At 63.7% G+C, this 17,915-nt stretch carries 17 protein-coding genes and 1 tRNA gene; 8 read left to right on the top strand and 10 right to left on the bottom strand.

Features of this window, described 5'->3' with window-relative positions; genetic code table 11:
• Window positions 1-85: 85 nt before the first annotated feature.
• The 3 genes from JX25_RS11465 to JX25_RS11455 form a co-directional block, all read right to left on the bottom strand.
• The gene (locus tag JX25_RS11465; RefSeq protein WP_164876118.1) at window positions 86-988 is read right to left on the bottom strand and encodes a lysylphosphatidylglycerol synthase transmembrane domain-containing protein; all 903 of its coding nucleotides are present in this window, start codon (window positions 986-988) and stop codon (window positions 86-88) included.
• A gap of 84 nt (window positions 989-1,072) precedes the next feature.
• Window positions 1,073-1,198 carry a type B 50S ribosomal protein L36 gene (gene ykgO / locus JX25_RS11460; protein ID WP_045388515.1) on the bottom strand — a complete coding sequence of 42 codons (126 nt, stop codon included), beginning with the start codon at window positions 1,196-1,198 and terminating at the stop codon, window positions 1,073-1,075.
• Window positions 1,199-1,272: 74 nt separating this feature from the next.
• Window positions 1,273-1,347 (bottom strand) — tRNA-Val (locus JX25_RS11455).
• A 119-nt stretch (window positions 1,348-1,466) separates the two neighbouring features.
• On the opposite strand from JX25_RS11455, the gene JX25_RS11450 reads away from it, so the two are divergent.
• Entirely contained in the window at window positions 1,467-2,315 is an 849-nt protein-coding gene (locus tag JX25_RS11450; RefSeq protein WP_128255104.1) for an N-formylglutamate amidohydrolase, read from the top strand.
• Here the strand turns inward: JX25_RS11450 and JX25_RS11445 are convergent, their stop codons facing one another.
• From JX25_RS11445 to JX25_RS11430, 4 genes are all read right to left on the bottom strand, one after another.
• Window positions 2,316-3,569, bottom strand: coding sequence for a DNA polymerase IV (locus JX25_RS11445; protein ID WP_128255103.1), 1,254 nt, complete (start codon window positions 3,567-3,569; stop codon window positions 2,316-2,318).
• A gap of 15 nt (window positions 3,570-3,584) precedes the next feature.
• Complete coding sequence (locus tag JX25_RS11440; RefSeq protein ID WP_128255102.1) at window positions 3,585-4,472, bottom strand: DMT family transporter; 888 nt, start codon at window positions 4,470-4,472, stop codon at window positions 3,585-3,587.
• Between the two features lie 59 nt (window positions 4,473-4,531).
• The gene (locus JX25_RS11435) at window positions 4,532-4,822 is read right to left on the bottom strand and encodes an HU family DNA-binding protein (RefSeq protein WP_241557919.1); all 291 of its coding nucleotides are present in this window, start codon (window positions 4,820-4,822) and stop codon (window positions 4,532-4,534) included.
• A 112-nt stretch (window positions 4,823-4,934) separates the two neighbouring features.
• Window positions 4,935-6,401 carry an AMP nucleosidase gene (locus tag JX25_RS11430; protein ID WP_128255101.1) on the bottom strand — a complete coding sequence of 489 codons (1,467 nt, stop codon included), beginning with the start codon at window positions 6,399-6,401 and terminating at the stop codon, window positions 4,935-4,937.
• 281 nt (window positions 6,402-6,682) lie between these two features.
• Here JX25_RS11430 and JX25_RS11425 point away from each other — a divergent pair, with 281 nt between their 5' ends.
• Window positions 6,683-7,537 (top strand): SDR family oxidoreductase, encoded by an 855-nt coding sequence (locus JX25_RS11425; RefSeq protein ID WP_128255100.1) that lies wholly within the window; start codon window positions 6,683-6,685, stop codon window positions 7,535-7,537.
• Here the strand turns inward: JX25_RS11425 and JX25_RS11420 are convergent, their stop codons facing one another.
• From JX25_RS11420 to JX25_RS11410, 3 genes are read right to left on the bottom strand one after another with little or no spacing between them, the layout of a single operon-like run.
• The gene (locus JX25_RS11420) at window positions 7,538-7,789 is read right to left on the bottom strand and encodes a DUF3459 domain-containing protein (protein WP_128255099.1); all 252 of its coding nucleotides are present in this window, start codon (window positions 7,787-7,789) and stop codon (window positions 7,538-7,540) included.
• 42 nt (window positions 7,790-7,831) lie between these two features.
• Window positions 7,832-9,229, bottom strand: coding sequence for a malto-oligosyltrehalose trehalohydrolase (treZ, locus tag JX25_RS11415; protein WP_128255098.1), 1,398 nt, complete (start codon window positions 9,227-9,229; stop codon window positions 7,832-7,834).
• 58 nt (window positions 9,230-9,287) lie between these two features.
• Window positions 9,288-10,088: an SDR family oxidoreductase gene (locus tag JX25_RS11410; RefSeq protein ID WP_128255097.1), complete on the bottom strand. Its 801-nt coding sequence runs from the start codon at window positions 10,086-10,088 to the stop codon at window positions 9,288-9,290.
• A gap of 117 nt (window positions 10,089-10,205) precedes the next feature.
• Here JX25_RS11410 and otsB point away from each other — a divergent pair, with 117 nt between their 5' ends.
• The 6 genes from otsB (at window position 10,206) to JX25_RS11380 (ending at window position 17,881) form a co-directional block, all read left to right on the top strand.
• Complete coding sequence (gene otsB, locus JX25_RS11405; protein WP_128255096.1) at window positions 10,206-10,952, top strand: trehalose-phosphatase; 747 nt, start codon at window positions 10,206-10,208, stop codon at window positions 10,950-10,952.
• A complete protein-coding gene (gene otsA / locus JX25_RS11400; RefSeq protein ID WP_128255095.1) occupies window positions 10,940-12,376 on the top strand; it encodes an alpha,alpha-trehalose-phosphate synthase (UDP-forming) in 1,437 nt (478 codons plus the stop codon). Before otsB ends, otsA begins: the two co-directional genes overlap by 13 nt.
• Window positions 12,373-12,807: a type II 3-dehydroquinate dehydratase gene (gene aroQ, locus JX25_RS11395; RefSeq protein WP_128255094.1), complete on the top strand. Its 435-nt coding sequence runs from the start codon at window positions 12,373-12,375 to the stop codon at window positions 12,805-12,807. The genes otsA and aroQ overlap by 4 nt, the downstream gene beginning before the upstream one ends.
• A gap of 120 nt (window positions 12,808-12,927) precedes the next feature.
• Complete coding sequence (locus JX25_RS11390; protein WP_241557918.1) at window positions 12,928-13,488, top strand: TetR/AcrR family transcriptional regulator; 561 nt, start codon at window positions 12,928-12,930, stop codon at window positions 13,486-13,488.
• A gap of 29 nt (window positions 13,489-13,517) precedes the next feature.
• Window positions 13,518-14,714 carry an efflux RND transporter periplasmic adaptor subunit gene (locus JX25_RS11385; protein WP_128255093.1) on the top strand — a complete coding sequence of 399 codons (1,197 nt, stop codon included), beginning with the start codon at window positions 13,518-13,520 and terminating at the stop codon, window positions 14,712-14,714.
• A gap of 11 nt (window positions 14,715-14,725) precedes the next feature.
• Window positions 14,726-17,881 (top strand): efflux RND transporter permease subunit, encoded by a 3,156-nt coding sequence (locus JX25_RS11380; RefSeq protein ID WP_128255092.1) that lies wholly within the window; start codon window positions 14,726-14,728, stop codon window positions 17,879-17,881.
• The last annotated feature ends 34 nt before the right edge of the window (window positions 17,882-17,915 follow it).

Raw genomic sequence — 17,915 nt, 5'->3', positions numbered from 1 at the left:
GTTGCGCGAAAGGGTTCACGGAAATGTGGGGTGCGGATGCCGCTTCTTCCCTGTGACGGGGTGTCGCAGTGGCCGGGCCTGAAGGTTATGCCCCTGATCCGGAGCCGGCCAGCTTGCGCGGGCGGCGCAGGAAAAACGCACCGGGAATGGCCGATACCAGCAGCACCGCGCCATAGGCAACGCTGGTGGCCACCGCCGCCTGCGCCCCCAGACCGGCGGCGGGAAGAAACAGCACCGCCGCGCCTTCGCGAAACCCCCAGCCGGCGACCGAGGCGGGAATCAGCATCGCAGAAAGAACAACGGGCACCAGCGCAGCGGCGGCAAGCGGTTCAAGAGGTGCGCCGATCGCTTCGGCACAGCAGGAAAAGGCAAGGATGTTGCAGGCCGATATCGCAAGGCCCAGCACGCTTTGCCGCGCCCAGATGTCGAGGATGCCGCGCCGGATCGCCTCGCGCATCCGCTGGGGGATCAGCCGGTATGCGATCGGCAAGGCCACCGCGATGCCAATTCCGATGCCAAGGGGCATTCCCCCGGTCCCTGAAGGAACCGCACCGGTAAGAAGTGCAATCGCCAGCGCAACGATCATGATGACAAGCATTCCGACCTGCCCGCTGATCCGTTCGATCGCAACGGCGGCGCCGGACCGGGCCATGCTGTCGCCCTTCACGCGCACGGCACGCGCCACATCGCCCGCCACGCCGCCCGGCATCGTCTGGTTCACGAATTGTGCAAGATAGTATTCACGGATTGCCACCGTCAGGGGCAGCGCCTGCCCCAATCGATTTGCTGTCATCTTCCAGCGCCATCCGCACAGCACCGTTTGAAGGTTCACCACCAGGCCCGCGGCAATCAGCCACCCCAAATCGGCACGGCGCAACTGGTGCACGATCTGCGCCCCATCGGCAAACACCCACAAGGCCGCCAGAATCACCAGCGGCAGCACCACACGCATCATGCGCCAGATCGGGGCTTGGGTGTCGAACTTCAAACAAAACCTCTGCCGGAAGCCTTCAAGCAAGAAAGGCCGCACGGGCATGCCCCGGCGGCCTTTCGCGAATCCGTTTCGCGGATCTTAGCCCTGACGAGCCTTGAAACGCTTCTGCGTCTTGTTGATCACATAGACGCGGCCCTTGCGGCGCACGACCTGGCAGTCGCGGTGGCGCAGCTTGAGCGAGCGGAGCGAGTTCGCAACCTTCATCTCTCTTCTCCCATTCGCGGCGCGCGTGCGCCTTGAAAACAAACATGCCCCCGTCACGGGGGCGGCGATAGAAATGGTGGGCGGTACTGGGATCGAACCAGTGGCCACTACGATGTCAACGTAGTGCTCTACCGCTGAGCTAACCGCCCACTCTGCCTTGGCGTTTCAGCCTCGGTGTGGCGCGTCTATAAAGAGAGTCGCGGCCGTGTTCAAGGGGTTTCGGCATCTATGCATCGCGCCCTATATTCAAACCCTGAAGGAGCGCCGCATGACCGATGTCTACCGCCTGCATCTGCCGGACGTGCCGGATACGGCCACGGTTTTCTCCTCTCCGCACAGCGGGTGCGATTATGGTGCGGCCTTTCTTGCGTCAAGCAGGCTTGATGCAAAGGCCATCCGGTCGTCCGAAGATGCCTTTATTGACGAGGTGTTCGCCGCCGCCCCGCGCCACGGCGCGCCGCTTCTGGCCGCCTGCGCCCCGCGGGCCTTCATCGACCTCAATCGCGCTGCGGATGAACTGGACCCCGCCGTGATCGAGGGGCTGGCGCGGGCGCCGCACAACCCCCGAGTCGCCTCGGGGCTGGGGGTGATTCCTCGCGTCGTGGCGCAGGGCCACCCGATCTATACCGGCAAGCTGCCGCGGGCCGAGGCAGAGGCGCGCATCGCCTGCCACTGGCATCCCTGGCACGGGGCCCTGCGCGGCCTTCTGGACCGGACGCACCGCAAGTTCGGACGCGTCTTGCTGATCGATTGCCATTCGATGCCCCGAGAGGCGATCCCCTCGCGCAGCCAGCGCTGCGACGTGGTGCTGGGCGATCGCTTCGGAACCGCCTGCGACCGCGCCGTGATGGACCGGATCGAGGGCGCCTTCCGCGATGCAGGCCTGCGGACCAGCCGGAACGCGCCCTTCGCGGGGGCATATATAACGCAGGTCCATGGCCGGCCCTTGCAAGGGCGCAGCGCGGTGCAGGTGGAAATCGACCGCAGCCTTTACATGGACGAAGCCCGGATCGAGAAACGTGCCGATTTTCCGGACTTCCTGCGGCTGATGGAGGAGGTGATCGCCCGCCTTTGCGACATCGGGCGCGAGGAAAGCCTGTCGCTGGCTGCCGAATGATCAGCGAAGCGCACGCCCTTTGATGATCGCATCGCTGCCGAAGCGGGCACGGATGGCATCTGTCGCCGCCTCGGCCTTGCGGCGGCGGGCGGCGTCGGGATCCAGCAGATCGCCGGCCAGATCGGCCTGATCACCCGGCCGCAGATCGGCAATGCCGATACCGATCAGGCGCAACGCGCCCGTCGGGGCGCAGGCGGAAAGCAGGCGGTGCCCCTCGGCATAGATGCGGTCGGCCGACTGGGTCGCACCCGGCAAGGCATAGCGGCGGGTGATCGTGCTGAAATCGGCGCGTTTCAGCTTCAGCACCACCGTGCGGCCAGCCAAGTCCTTCGCCTTCGCACGATCCGCTACCTGCACCGACAATCGCCACAGGTGCCCATCCACGATCCCCGCATCGGCGATATCCTTGTCGAACGTCGTTTCCTTGGAGATCGACTTCACCGCCCGATCCGGTGCGACCTTTCGGGCATCCTCCCCCCGTGCCAGCCGCCACAGGCGGTCCCCCATCTGTCCGAAGCGGGCCGAAAGATCGCGCCGGTCCCACCGCAGCAGATCGGCGATGGTGCGAATGCCTGCCCCTTCCAGCGCGGTCTGCGTGGCGGTGCCGACGCCCCAGATGATGCGGACGGGCTGGCGCGACAGGAAGTCTGCCGTTTCCGCCTGCCCGATCACGGAAAAGCCGCGCGGCTTGTCCAGGTCCGATGCGATCTTGGCCAGGAACTTGTTATGCGACAGCCCGACCGAGCCGGAGATGCCCAGCTCCTCCTCCATCCGCCGGACCAGACGCGCCATCAGAAGGGCGGGTGGCGCGCCATGAAGGCGGGCGGTGCCTGTCAGGTCCAGAAATGCCTCGTCCAGCGACAAGGGTTCGATCGCTGGCGTCAGGTCGGCCATCATTGCACGGATCGCAAGGCTGACCTGCTTGTAGACGTCAAAGCGCGGTGGCACGACCACCGCTTCGGGGCACAGGCGCAGCGCCTGGAACATTGGCATCGCCGATCGCACCCCCGAAATGCGCGCGATATAGCAGCAGGTGGCCACCACCCCCCGCTGCCCGCCCCCGACGATCACAGGCTTGTCGCGCAGGTCCGGATTGTCGCGCTTTTCAACGCTGGCATAGAAGGCATCGCAATCCATGTGCGCGATGGACAGGCCCGGCAGTTCTGGATGCGAAAGCACGCGGGGGCTGCGGCAGGCGGGGCAGCGCGTGCCGGTTTCGAACAGTGTCAGGCAGGCGCGGCACAGGCTGGACATGATGCCGCAGCTTTATCATGTTCCTGCCCTGTTCTCAACCTCCCGCGCTTTGGAGATCTGGACTGCGAAGATGCCTGCCGCGACGATCAGCACCCCCACGACATCCCATGGCGTCACGGGTTCCCCCAGCAGGGCAGCGGCGATCAGGATGCCGAAGAACGGGTTGAGGAAATGGAAAGTGGAGGCGCGCACCGCCCCGATCCGGCCCACCAGCCCGAACCATACCCATGTGGCCACAAGGCCGGATACCAGCGTGGTATAGGTGAAGGACCAGAACAGGCGCGGGGTCGGGTTGATGTGCCACGGTTCGGCCACCAACGCGATGGTGCCAAGGATGACAGCCCCCACCAGCATCTGCAGCCCCACCACCATCAGCAGGTTGCCCTTGCCCGAGGCGCCCTTCACCGTCAGTGCCGCGAAAGCCAGTGCGAAAACCGCGATCAGGCAAAGAGCAACCCCCAGCGGGTCCGCCCCGCCCGACAGCCGGCTGCCCATGATGATGGAAACGCCCGTCACCCCCGCAACCAGTCCGGCGATGCCCAGCGGGCGCAAACGCTCGCCAAAGATCAGCCAGCCGGCCAGCGCCACAACCAGCGGCATGGCCGAAGCGATGATGGACGCAAGGCTGGCCTGAAGCCACTGCATCGCCACGAAGTTGCAGCCCAGATAGATGACGTTCTGAAACAGGCCGAACAGGAAGGTGCCGCGCCACTGGGCCCGTGTCAGGCGCGCCGTCTGGCCCATTGTGGCCGCAATGGCCACCCCGATCAGCCCCGCCACCAGAAAGCGCATCGCCAGCGCGTGCAACGGCGGCGCATCCATCACGATCATCCGCCCTGTGGTGAACGCCGATGACCACATCAGCGCAAAGCCGATCCCCATTGCAAGCGAGCGCCAGTCCATCCCGATCCCCAATGAAAAAGGGGCCGCCCGAAGGCAGCCCCTGATTGTCCGCGGACCGATCAGCCGTTGACGCTGTCTTTAAGCGCCTTGGCGATGGTAACCTTGACCTGCTTGTCTGCCGGCTTGGTCATCGTCTCACCCGTGGCGGGGTTGCGGACCTGACGCTCCGGACGCTCGCGGCAGATGACCTTGCCGATGCCGGGAAGGGTGACCGCGCCGCCCGCAGCGACTTCGCGCGTGACGATAGCAGCGATCGCGTCCAGCGCGGCCGTCGCGGTCTTCTTGTCGCCGCCCATTTCGTCGGCCAGCGTGGCGACGAGCTGCGTCTTGGTCATCGGTTTCGTGGACATCTGATGTCTCCTGATCGTTTGTTCTTCAAGCCCGCACGGGGCACCTCAGCCGCTACACCCGTTTTTTCCGTGCGTGGCAAGACCCCTGCAGCGGAAAAAGCCCGCTTGGCCGTTACAAGAAGGCGGTCTCGTCGAAACTGCGCAGCTTTCTGCTGTGAATGCGCTCGATCGGCATGGCGCGCAGCTTCTCCATTGCGCGGATCCCGATCATCAGGTGGCGCGACACCTGCGTGCGGTAAAAGTCCGAAGCCATACCGGGCAGCTTCAGTTCCCCATGCAGCGGCTTGTCGGAAACGCAAAGCAACGTGCCATAGGGAACGCGGAAGCGGAAACCATTGGCGGCGATGGTCGCACTTTCCATGTCCAACGCGATCGCACGCGAAAGGGACAGGCGGTGAACAGGGCCCGACTGGTCGCGCAGTTCCCAGTTGCGGTTGTCGATGGTTGCCACCGTGCCCGTGCGCATGATGCGCTTCAGCTCGTATCCCTGAAGCTTGGTGACTTCTTCCACCGCCTCTTCCAACGAGGTCTGGATCTCGGCCAGCGCGGGGATCGGCACCCAGACGGGCAGATCGGCATCCAGAACGTGATCCTCGCGCAGATAGGCATGGGCAAGAACGAAATCACCAAGGTTCTGGCTGTTGCGCAGGCCGGCGCAGTGGCCGACCATCAGCCAAGCATGGGGACGCAGCACCGCGATATGGTCGGTTGCCGTTTTCGCATTCGACGGTCCGACACCGATGTTGACCAGCGTGATCCCCTGCCCGTCAGCCCGTTTCAGGTGATAGGCGGGCATCTGCGGCAGGCGCGCCAGCGGCGTGATGGTCTGGTCGGGGGCGGTGATTTCCTGGTTGCCCGGCGCGACAAAGGCGGAATACCCGTTTTCGGGATCAGCCAGAACTGTGCGGGCGAATCCTTCGAATTCGTCCACATAGAACTGATAGTTGGTAAACAGGACGTGGTTCTGGAAATGCACCGGATCGGTAGCCGTGTAATGGGCCAGTCGGGCAAGTGAATAATCCACCCGCTGCGCGGTAAACGGGGCCAGGGGCGCCTCGCCCGAGGGCATGACGCGGGCCCCGTTCACGATATCGTCGCTGGTCGTGGTCAGGTCCGGCACATCGAAAACGTCCCGCAGCGCGAAGTTCAGCGCCCCCTCCTGCGGAACCAGCACCGCCGGATTGCCTGACAAGGCGAAATGTAGCGGCATCGGCGTGCCGGATGCCCCGATGCGCACCGGCATCCCATGGCTTTGCATCAAAAGCTCGATCTGCTGGATCAGGTAATTCTCGAACAGGTCGGGGCGGGTGATCGTTGCGACATAGGTTCCCGGTTCGGGCACGTACCCAAAGGCAAGACGGCTGTCGACACGGGTATAGCTGGTCGTGGTCAGCCGTATCTCGGGATAAAAAGCGCGGATCCGCGTGGCTGGCCGTTCCCCCGCAACGAAGGCGCTGAAGGATTCGCCCAGATAACCCGTGGCGATGTCATACAGCTCGCGCAGGCGGGCAACTGCCGCGCGCGCATCGGTGAAATTGGCGGGGGCGGGAACTTCGGGCGTGCGGATCGTATCGTGCATCATTGGTCCTTTTGTCCAAGGATAATACACACGAACCACAAGGCAACTGCCTGAAAACCATGCCGCCCGCAGGAGAGGGAAAAGATCCTGCGGGCGGTGTCGGGGACAAGCCTACGTCATGAACATGACATGCGATGGGGACGCATTCGCCGCAGGCTTCACGATCAGAACAGCCAGAAGCTCCTTTGGTTCCAAAATATTGCAGTCACGGATGCGTGATCTGGAAAAACATCCATTTGTGGTTATCATTCAATCTTGAGTTGAGCGAGTGGAGGCGCAAGATGGATTATCCGACCCCCCCTTTCCCCAAGCAGAACCAAGACCAGCCGGGCGATGCGCGACGGATGCATCCCATGCCCGACTGCGGCGAGGCATCCTATACCGGCGATGGTCGGCTGAAGGGGAAGGTTGCGCTGATCACCGGCGGAGATAGCGGGATCGGCCGCGCCGTCGCCATCGCCTATGCCCGTGAAGGCGCGGACGTGGCGATCTGTTATCTGTCCGAAACCGAAGAAGCCAAGGACACCGTCCGCCTGATCGAGGCGGAAGGACGCCGCGCGCTGGCCATCGCCGCGGATATCGGCACGCCCACCACCTGCCGCGAGGTGATGCAGCGCGTGGTGGACCAGTTCGGCTGGATCGACATCCTCGTGAACAATGCCGCGCATCAGACCGCCATTTCCGACATCATGGATATCCGCGATGCCGAATGGGACCTGACCTTCCGGGTGAACATCCACGCGATGTTCTGGCTGATCAAGGCAGCCCTGCCGCACATGAAGGCGGGGGCCTGCATCATCAACACCACCTCGGTCACCGCTGATACACCACCGCCGGAACTTCTGGCCTATGCTGCAACGAAGGGCGCGATCCGCACCTTCACGGTGGGGCTGGCGCAGATGCTGGCCAAGAAGGGCATCCGGGTGAACTGCGTCGCCCCCGGCCCCGTCTGGACCCCGCTGATCCCCGCCACCCTGCCGGAAAATGAGGTGACGGAATTCGGAAGCCAATCCCCGATGGGCCGCCCTGCCCAGCCGGCCGAACTCGCCTCGGCCTATGTCATGCTGGCCGAAGATCGCGCCAGCTATACCTCTGGCGCGACACTGGCCATCACCGGCGGGATGCCGATGCTCTGATCAGGCCTCTATAAAGCAGGCGAGGCGGAAGGTGCCTTGCTCGATCCGGTAATCGCCGCCATCGGGGAAGGGGCCGCCGGTGCCAAGGTCCAAGGCGATGCGCAGCTTGCCCGCAGCAAAGGGCCAGCATGCGACCATCTTGCGCGGGCCGGGCCGTTCGATCACCGGATCTCCCGCGCGTCCGCTTTTCATCAGGGGCACGACCCGGTCCTGCCGGAAGGCCAGCAGCTGGCGGGTCAGGGTGCGCCACACGTCTGCTTCGGGCCCTTCGTGCCGATAAGGACGGCAGGTTTCCTACGTGTCCTTCGAAATGGGATCCGGAAACTCCTTTACGCCCGGAAACTCCGCATACCGGCCCTTGCGCGTGGCTTCGGCAAGTTCCCCTTCGAAGTCGGCGAAGAACTGGAAGGGGGCCGTTTCGCCCGATTCCTCGCCCATGAAGATCAGCGGGATGAAGGGGCCAAGCAGCAGCAGCGCATGCACCACCTTCACCGCGTCCGGATCGGCCAGCGCCAGCAAACGCTCCCCCTTGGCACGGTTGCCGGTCTGATCATGGTTCTGGTTGAAATTGACGAAGGCATGCCATGGCAGATCGCAGGATCGTTCGCCCCGACCCGTCTTTTGCGGCGGGCGCGGCTGGCCTTGTTCCACATATCCACATTCCAGCGAAAGGCACAGATCGTCGAAAGGCGAGGGGCCGAAGCTAGCATAATAATCGTAGGTCTCGCCGGTCAGCAGGACATGGATGCAATGGTGATAATCGTCATTCCATTCACCATCATAAAGGCCTGCATCGGGATCATGCAGTCTGATGATGTTGCGATTGTCCTCGGTTGTCAGGTGGATCGGGCGGTCGAAACCGCCGCCCCGAATGGCCTGTGCAAGCTCCACCAGGAACTCCGGTTCGATTTTATCCCTGATCTGATCCACAGCGTCGAAGCGGAAACCATCAAGGTTATACTCTTGCAGCCAGTGCAACGCGTTGCCGATGAAAAAGCGGCGCACGGCAGGCTGGTCGAAGGCAATGGCCGCGCCCCACGGCGTCTTGATCTCGGGGTCGAAGAATGACGGGGTGACCTGCCCGATCCACGCCCCATCTGGCCCGAAATGGTTGTAAACGACATCAAGGATCACGCTGATCCCCGCCTGATGTGCGGCATCGACAAAGGCGCGAAAGTCCTCGGGCGTGCCATAGGACGGATGCGGTGCCCAAGGCAGCACCCCGTCATAGCCCCAGCCCCGGGATCCGGGGAACTGGCCCACGGGCATCACCTCGATCACGGTCACGCCCAGCGCGGCCAGATCCGGCAGGCGCTTTGCAGCGCTGGCAAAGGTGCCTTCCGGGGTAAACAGGCCGATGTGAAGTTCGAATATGACGGATTCTTCCCATGGGCGACCGTCCCATGGCGAAAAATCGAAGGACGGATCCACAAGAACCGAAGCGGCATGAACATCCCCCGCCTGCGCGCGCGAGGCGGGATCGGGAATCGCGCGCCCGTCCACGATCAGGCGGTAGGTGTCACCCGCCTTCGCCTCGGCTTCGCCGATATGCCAACCATCGGGGCCTGCGGGCATCGCCACGCGGCGGCCGTCCACCTCGGCCTCGACCTTTTCCGCATCGGGAGACCAGAGCGCGAAGCTCCACCGTCCCGGTGCCACCTGTTCCGCACCCCATTCGAACTTTCTGTCCATACGCGCCTCCGACCTGCCTGACCCACAAGCAGCCAAGGCGCGTAAGGTTCCCGCATCATCAGCCGTTGACCGGAATACCGCCGTTGGGATGCAGAACCTGCCCCGTCATGTAGCTGCTGTCGTCGCAGGCGAGGAACAGATAGGCGGGCGCAACCTCGTTCGGCTGGCCGGGGCGCTTCATGGGAACGTCGGATCCGAAGCTCTCCACATCCTCCTCGGGCATGGTTTCACCGATCAGGGGCGTCCAGATCGGGCCGGGGGCAACGCCATTCCCGCGGATGCCCTTGTCGGCAAGGCTGGCGGCCAGTGCCCGGAGAAAGCCCAGCTCCGCCCCCTTGGTGGCAGAATAATCGATCAGGTACTTGTGCCCGCGATAGGCATTGACGGACGTGGTGAACACCATCGCCGACCCCTCACGCAGATGCGGCAGCGCCGCCTGCGCCAGCCACATATAGCCGAAGACGTTGGTGCGGAAGATCTTCTCGATCCAGTCCGATTCCACCTTGGCGAAATCGGGTTCCGATTGCTGGATGCCGGCATTGCAGACCAGCACGTCCAGCCGACCGAAATGTTCGACCGTGCGGGCGATGGCGTCGTGGCAGGATTTCTCCTCCGTGGCGTCCAGCTGCAGGGCCAGCACCTCTGCGGCTTCTTCGCGTTGCAGTTCGGCCGCCACCTCGTCGCCCTCGGCGCTGTCGCTGTGATAGGTGATGACGACCTTCGCCCCTTCACGCGCATAAAGCCGCGCCACCGCCCGCCCAATGCCCGAGGACGAACCCGAGATGAAGCAGACCTTGTCCTTCAGCCGGCCGGTTCCGGCAAAACGCGGCGTGAAATCCGCAGGTGCGTCGCGATCCATGTGACCCTCCTCAACAGGTATCGCCGCATCAGCGCTTGGGGGGCCGCATTGTTCCCCGCTGTGGAATTCACAGGAAGGCGAACCAGATAAAGGGGCACAACAACATGTTTGCATCCAATGACCGACCCACTTGCACCGCTGCATGACGCACCCCGCGATTACGCGCTTTTCCTTGACATTGACGGTTGCCTGATCGATCTGGCCGACACGCCCGAAGGCATCACCGTGCCCGATGGCCTTCCGGCCATGCTGGCCCGCCTGTCCGACCGGATGGGCGGCGCGCTGGCCCTGGTTACGGGCCGGAAGGCGGACTGGGTTGATGCCACCTTCGCCCCCGAGCGTTTCCCTCTGGCAGGCCTGCACGGATTCCAGCGCCGCCGCGCCGACGGGCAGGTGGTGGAGGTGCCCGTGCCCCCCGGCATAGAAACCGCCCGCAGCCGCCTTGCCCGCTTCGAAGGCACCGGCATGCTGGTGGAGGACAAGGGCATCGCCATCGCCCTGCATTATCGCCAGGTGCCCCACCGCGAGGCCGAGGCCCGCGCGGCCATGCAATCTCTGGCTGCCGAGGTCGGAGAAGGGTGGGAGCTTCAGTTCGGCAAGAAGGTGATCGAACTGCGCCCTGCCGGCGCAACAAAGGGCGGCGCGGTTTCGGCCTTCCTGGCCGAGCCGCCCTTTGCCGGGCGCATCCCTGTTACAATCGGCGATGATGTCACCGACGAGACGATGTTCCCCGTCGCCAATGCCGCGGGCGGCCTGTCCATCCGGATTGCCGATCCGTCCGAACCCACAGCCGCGCACGCGCATCTGCCATCGCCTGCCGCGCTGCGCGCCAGTCTGCAAAGGATTTCCCAATGGGTCGCCTGATCGTCGTATCGAACCGGGTTCCCGTGCCCGACAAGGACGGCAACATGCCTGCAGGAGGCCTTGCCGTGGCGGTGCATGCCGCGCTTCAGGAAAGCGGCGGCATCTGGTTCGGCTGGTCCGGCCGCTCGGTGGAGGACAACGGGACCCCCGGTCCCGTCGAACATAGCCGCAACGGGGCGATCGAATATGTGCTGACCGACCTGTCGGAACGCGACGTGGATGAATATTACAGCGGCTTTGCCAACCGGGTGCTGTGGCCGCTGTTCCATTGCCGCATCGATCTGGCCGAATATTCGCGGCGCGACAAGGACGGCTATTTCCGCGTGAACCGCATGTTCGCCGACCGCCTGATGCCCCTGATCGAACCCGATGACATCATCTGGATCCACGATTACCACCTGATCCCGCTGGCCGACGAATTGCGCCGCCGCGGCGTGCAGAACCGCATCGGCTTTTTCCTGCATATTCCGTGGCCGCCGGCCGATATCCTGTTCGCCACCCCGATCTATGACCAGATCCTGAAATCGCTGTCGGCCTATGACCTTGTGGGCTTCCAGACCGATCACGACATGGACAACTACATCTCGTGCCTGATCCGCGAAGGGGTGGGGGACCGGACCGCCGACAGCCCCACCGCGAAAGAGGATCCCTCTCGCGCGAAGCTGTCCGCCTACGGGCGCACCTTTCATGCCCAGACCTTCGGCATCGGGATCGAAACGGCGGATTTCGCCGCCCTTGCCGCCGCGTCTACCGACACTGACACGGTGCTTGACATGCGCCGGTCGATGGGCGGGCGCGATCTGATCATCGGGGTGGACCGGCTGGATTATTCCAAGGGCATCCCGAACAGAATCATGGCGTTTGAACGGTTCCTGGAGCTGAACCCGGATCGGGTGGGCAATGTGACGCTGCTTCAGGTGGCCCCGCCGTCGCGATCGGATGTTCCTGAATACCGCGACATGCAGGCCGAGGTGGAATCGCTGGCCGGTCACGTAAATGGGGTGATGGGCCGCATCGACTGGACGCCCATCCGCTATATCAACCAGTCGGTGGATCGCAATTCGCTGGCCGGCCTGTACCGCGAGGCGCGTGTGGGGCTGGTCACGCCGCTGCGTGACGGGATGAACCTTGTGGCCAAGGAATACGTCGCCGCGCAGGATCCGGACGATCCCGGCGTTCTGGTCCTGTCGCGTTTCGCCGGTGCGGCGCGCGAACTGAAAGGCGCGGTGCTGTGCAACCCTTATGACAGCGAGCAGACCGCCCGCGCCATCGAATGGGCGCTGAGCATGACGCTGGAGGAACGCCGCAGCCGCTGGCGCGACATGATGGACTATCTGCTGGTCAACGACATCCAGACATGGTGCACTTCTTATCTGGCGGCGCTGGAACGGTCGGCCCCGCCACAAACCGGAAGCACTGAATGACGATCTTTGTTCTGAACGGGCCGAACCTGAACCTGCTGGGCAAGCGGCAACCTGAAATTTATGGGCATGAAACGCTGGCCGACGTGGAAGCGCGCTGCACCGATGTGGCGCGCGATCTGGGGCTGACGCTGCGATTCCTGCAATCGAACCACGAAGGGCAGCTTGTCGACTGGATCCACGAGGCGCGGGATGCGGCGCGGGGCATCCTGATCAATGCGGGCGCCTATACCCACACCTCTGTCGCGATTCTGGATGCGCTGAATGCGTTCGACGGCCCGGTGATCGAGCTTCACATCTCCAACACCCATGCCCGCGAAGGCTTCCGGCATCATTCGTTCCTCGCCGCCCGGGCCAATGGCGTCATCGCGGGCTTTGGCACGCAAGGGTATGAACTGGCACTGCAAAGGCTGCACCGCCTGATTTCTGCCTGAGCCCGCAGCAGCTTATGCCCTCCGCCCGATTCCTGAACGATTGGGCGGAAATTCGCTTGACCGTTCAGGGGATGCGGAATATCCGAACGCTTGTGTTTCTATTTACAAGATGGTGGCGGATTGGGACGCAAGCGCACGATCGACCGGAACGTGACGATGGAGGCGATCGAAGCCGTCGTGCGGCAGCACGGGGTGGCCGGCCTCAGCATCGATGCCGTCGCGCGTCAGGCTGGAATCAGCAAGTCCAGCGTGGTTTACGATTTCGCGTCCAAGGAACAGCTTCTGGCGGCATTCATCCGTCAGCGGCTGGATCAGAAGAAAGCCGATCTTGCCTCAGCCGCCAGCCGCCACCAAGGCCAGCCCGATGCGCTGATGCGCGGGATGATCGACCATTGCAGCACCCGTCCTTCTGACGAGGATATCGCCTGCGCAATGGCCATCACAGCCAGCCTTGGCAACAACAGCACCTGCCGCGAGATGATGGGCACGGCCTTCGCCGACGATCTTGACCGCATCATCCACGAAGCGAAGGACCCCCGCCGCAGCCGGCTGGCATGGGCGGCGCTTCATGGCATCATGTCACTTGAATATCTTGGTTTCTATGCCTTCCCCCCCGATGAACGTCGGGAACTTCTGGCTGACATCGCTTCGCTGTTGTCGCCACCTTCCACCGCAACCTGATCTTCCTCCCCCTTTTCCACAGGTTCATCATGAAACGTCTTCTCATCGCTGCGTTGGCCGCGCTTATCTCCTCGCCGCTTCTGGCCCAGGGCCAGGGCGGGGGGGAGATGCCGCCAATACCTGTCAGCTTCATTGAGGTGAAGCCCGAAGCGCTGCCCATCGTGAACGAGCTTCCCGGCCGCATCTCGGCCACGCGCACCGCCGAGGTTCGCCCCCGCGTGGGCGGCATCGTGCTGGAACGCGTGTTCGAACAGGGCAGCCTCGTTCAGGCGGGCGATGTTTTGTACCGTATCGACCCGGCGCAATATCGCGTACAGGTCGCCAGCGCCGAAGGCACTCTTGCCCGTGCCCGCGCCGCGCAGCAGAACGCCCAGAACGAAGCCGATCGCCAGCAGGAACTGCGTGAACGCAACGCCTCCTCGGGTTCGGCCTTCGACAAGGCGGTCAGTGCGCTCGCACAGGCCGATGCCGATGTGGCCGTGGCGCAGGCACAGTTGCAGGAAGCGCAACTGAACCTTGATTACACGGAGGTGCGCGCGCCCATCACCGGCGTGATCGGCCGTGCCACCATCACCGAAGGCGCACTGGTTGCAGCCCAGACCGATGTGATGGCCACGATCCAGCAGCTTGATCCGGTTTATGCCGACTTCACCCAATCCTCGTCGCAGGTGCTGATGCTGCGCCGCGCGATGGAAGCGGGCCAACTCGTCGCCGCCGCACCCGGAGAGGCACGCGTCCAGATCTTCTATGATGACGGCACGATGTACGATCATCCGGGCAAGCTGCTGTTTTCCGAAGCCACGGTGGACCAGTCGACCGGACAGGTGACGCTCCGGGCCGAGGTGCCGAACCCCGATGGATACCTTCTTCCCGGCCTTTATGTGCGCGTCCGCATCGAACAGGCGGTACGCGAGCACGCCCTTGCCGTTCCGCAGATGGCCGTGCAGCGTAACAAGGAAGGCGATACCAGCGTTTACGTCATCGGCGAAGGCGACAAGGTGCAGATGCGCCCCATCACGCTCGGCTCCTCCATCGGCAACCGCTGGACGGTGACCGAGGGCCTGCAGCCGGGCGACCGCGTGGTGGTCGAGGGCGCACAGAAGCTTTCGCCCGACGCACAGGTGCAACCCAGCCCCTATGAACCCGCAGCGCAGACCCGCGAGGAGCAACCTGCCCCCGCAGGCGAGGGCGGCGAACAGGCACCCGGCCAGCAACCGGCCAACTGAGGCAGATCGGCATGGCACAATTCTTCATCGTACGGCCCGTTCTTGCATGGGTCGTTTCAATCTTCATCGTGATCGCGGGCTTTCTGGGCCTGCAAAGCCTGCCGGTGGCACAATACCCGCAGGTGGCCCCGCCCCAGATCTCTATCACCGCGGTCTATACCGGCTCCTCCCCCGAGGAGATGTACGTCGCCGTTGCCCAGCCGATCGAGCAGGAGCTGAACAGCGTCGAAGGCATCCAGTATTTCGAATCCACCTCCGACAGTTCCGGCGCGATTTCGATCACGGCGACATTCTCGCCTGAAACCGATGTCAGCCAGGCGCAGGTGGATGTGCAGAATGCCGTCGCGCGGGTGGAACCCGTGCTGCCCGCCACGGTGACGAACCAGGGTGTCGTTGTCGAAGAGGCAAGCCAGGGCTTCCTCATGGTGGTCGCGCTCACCTCCACGGACGGATCGATGAGCGATGTCGCGCTTGGCGATTACATCAACCGCAACGTCGTGAACGAGATCCAGCGCACCCCCGGCGTGGGCCGCGCGCAGGTCTTCGCCTCGGAAGAGGCGATGCGCGTCTGGATCGATCCGGACAAGCTGACCGGTTACAACCTGTCTCCTACCGACGTCATCAGCGCGATCGAGGCGCAGAACGCGCAGGTTGCCGCGGGCCAGATCGGTGCCGCGCCCAACCCGATCACCCAGCAGCTTACCGCAACCGTTCTGGTGAAGGGGCAGCTGTCCTCAGCCGAAGAGTTCAGCAGCATCGTGCTGCGCGCCAATCCCGACGGCTCCACCGTGCGCCTTTCGGATGTGGCACGGGTCGAGGTGGGGGCAGACACCTACAACTTCGAATCCCGCCTGAACGCCCAGCCTGCTGCCGCCCTTGGCGTGCAGCTTTCGGCAACGGGCAACGCGCTTGCAACATCCGAGGCGATCCGGGCCAAGATGGAAGAGCTTGAGCGGTTTTTCCCTGAAGGCGTGGAATACTCCATCCCCTATGACACCACGCCCTTCGTGGCCGCATCGATTGAAAAGGTGCTGCACACGCTGGTGGAGGCCGTCATCCTCGTGTTCCTCGTGATGCTGCTGTTCCTTCAGAACATCCGCTACACGCTGATCCCGACCATCGTGGTGCCCATCGCGCTGGCGGGAACGCTGGCCGTGATGCTGGTGCTGGGCCTTTCCATCAACGTGCTGACCATGTTCGCGATGGTGCTGGCCATTGGCATCCTTGTCGATGACGCCATCGTCGTGATCGAGAACGTCGAACGCATCATGGCGCATGAGGGGCTTTCCCCCAAGGCGGCCACCAAGAAGGCGATGGGCCAGATCCAGGGCGCCATCATCGGCATCACGCTGGTGCTGACGGCGGTGTTCATCCCGATGGCCTTCTTCCCCGGATCAACCGGCATCATCTATCGCCAGTTCTCGCTGACGATGGTGACCTCGATCCTCTTCTCGGCCTTCCTTGCGCTGTCGCTGACGCCCGCGCTTTGCGCAACCTTCCTCAAGCCCATCAAGGGCCATCACGAGAAGAAGGGCTTCTTTGGCTGGTTCAACCGCCGCTTCGACGCGGGAACCGAACGCTATGCCCGGGGTGTGCGCTTTGTCACGCGCCGTTCGCTGGTGATGATGGCGTTCTATGTCCTGATCGTTGCCGCGACGGCCTTCGGCTTCATGCGGCTGCCCACCGACTTTCTTCCCAACGAGGATCAAGGCTTCATCCTGACCGACATCCAGACGCCGGCCACCGCCAGCTCTCAGCGGACCGATGCCGTGCTTCGGCAGGTCGAACAGGTGTACCTGTCGAACGAGGATGTGACGAACACTGTCGCGATCCGCGGCTTCTCGTTCTCGGGGCAGGGTTCCAACGCGGGCCTGATGTTCACGACCTTCAAGGACTGGGAAGAGCGTGACCAGTCCGCGCAGGACATCGCCGCCGCCGCGAACGGGCAGCTGTTCGGGCTGAAGGACGCGCAGGCCTTCGCCCTTTCGCCCCCGCCGATCCCCGGCTTCGGCGCCACCGGCGGCTTTTCCTTCCGGCTGGAGGATCGCGGCAGAAACGGGCAGGATGCGCTTCAGGCGGCGGCGCAGCAGCTGATGGGTCAGGCCCAGCAATCGGGCAAGGTCGTCGGCCTGCGGGTCGAGGGGCTTCCGGCAGCGGCGCAGGTCACCGTAACCATCGATCGTGACAAGGCGCAGACCTTCGGCGTGACCTTCGCCGATATCAACCGCACCATCACCTCCAACCTCGGCTCCGCCTATGTGAACGATTTCCCTAACGGCGGCCGGCAGCAGCGCGTGATCGTGCAGGCACGCGAGGAAAGCCGGATGCAGGCAGAGGACATCCTCGACCTCACCGTCCGCAACACCAATGGCGGGATGGTCCCCTTCTCGTCCTTCGCGACGGTGGAATGGGAAGTGGGGCCAAGCCAGGTCGTCGGCTATAACGGCTACCCTTCGGTCCGGATTTCGGGTCAGGCTGCGCCAGGCGTTTCCTCGGGCGAAGCCATCGCCACGATGGAACAGCTGGCAGGGGATCTTGATCAGGGTTTCGCATATGAATGGACGGGCCAGACAGCCGAGGAAATCTCCTCGGGGAACACGATGGTCCTGCTGTTCGGCATGTCGATCCTGTTCGTGTTCCTGCTTCTGGCCGGGCTTTACGAAAGCTGGTCGATCCCGCTTGCGGTGATGCTTGTCACGCCGCTGGGCGTCATCGGCTGTATCGCTGCCGTTATGCTGCGCGACATGCCCAACGACATCTATTTCAAGGTGGGCCTGATCGCGATCATCGGCCTGTCGGCCAAGAATGCCATCCTGATCGTAGAATTTGCCAAGGACCTGCGCGCCGAAGGCTACAGCCTGATCGACGCGGCGGTGGAAGCGGCCAAGCTGCGCTTCCGCCCGATCCTGATGACCTCGATGGCATTCACGCTGGGCGTGGTGCCGCTGGCCATCGCAACGGGCGCTTCGGCGGCAAGCCAGAACGCGATCGGCACAGGCGTCATCGGCGGCATGATCACCGCGACCATCCTTGCGATCTTCTTCGTGCCGGTGTTCTTCGTTTTCGTGCTGGGGCTGGTGCTGAAGCTGCGGGGCAAGGATCACGATCCGACGCGGCACCATCATGATGACGACGATGATGGTCAGCCGAAGCAGGCCCATGCCTGAAACAAAAAGGCGCCCCGCGGGGCGCCTTTTTCGT

Source organism: Falsirhodobacter deserti (assembly GCF_004015795.1).
GTDB lineage: Bacteria > Pseudomonadota > Alphaproteobacteria > Rhodobacterales > Rhodobacteraceae > Falsirhodobacter > Falsirhodobacter deserti.
This window is presented reverse-complemented; position numbering and strand designations above follow the sequence as displayed.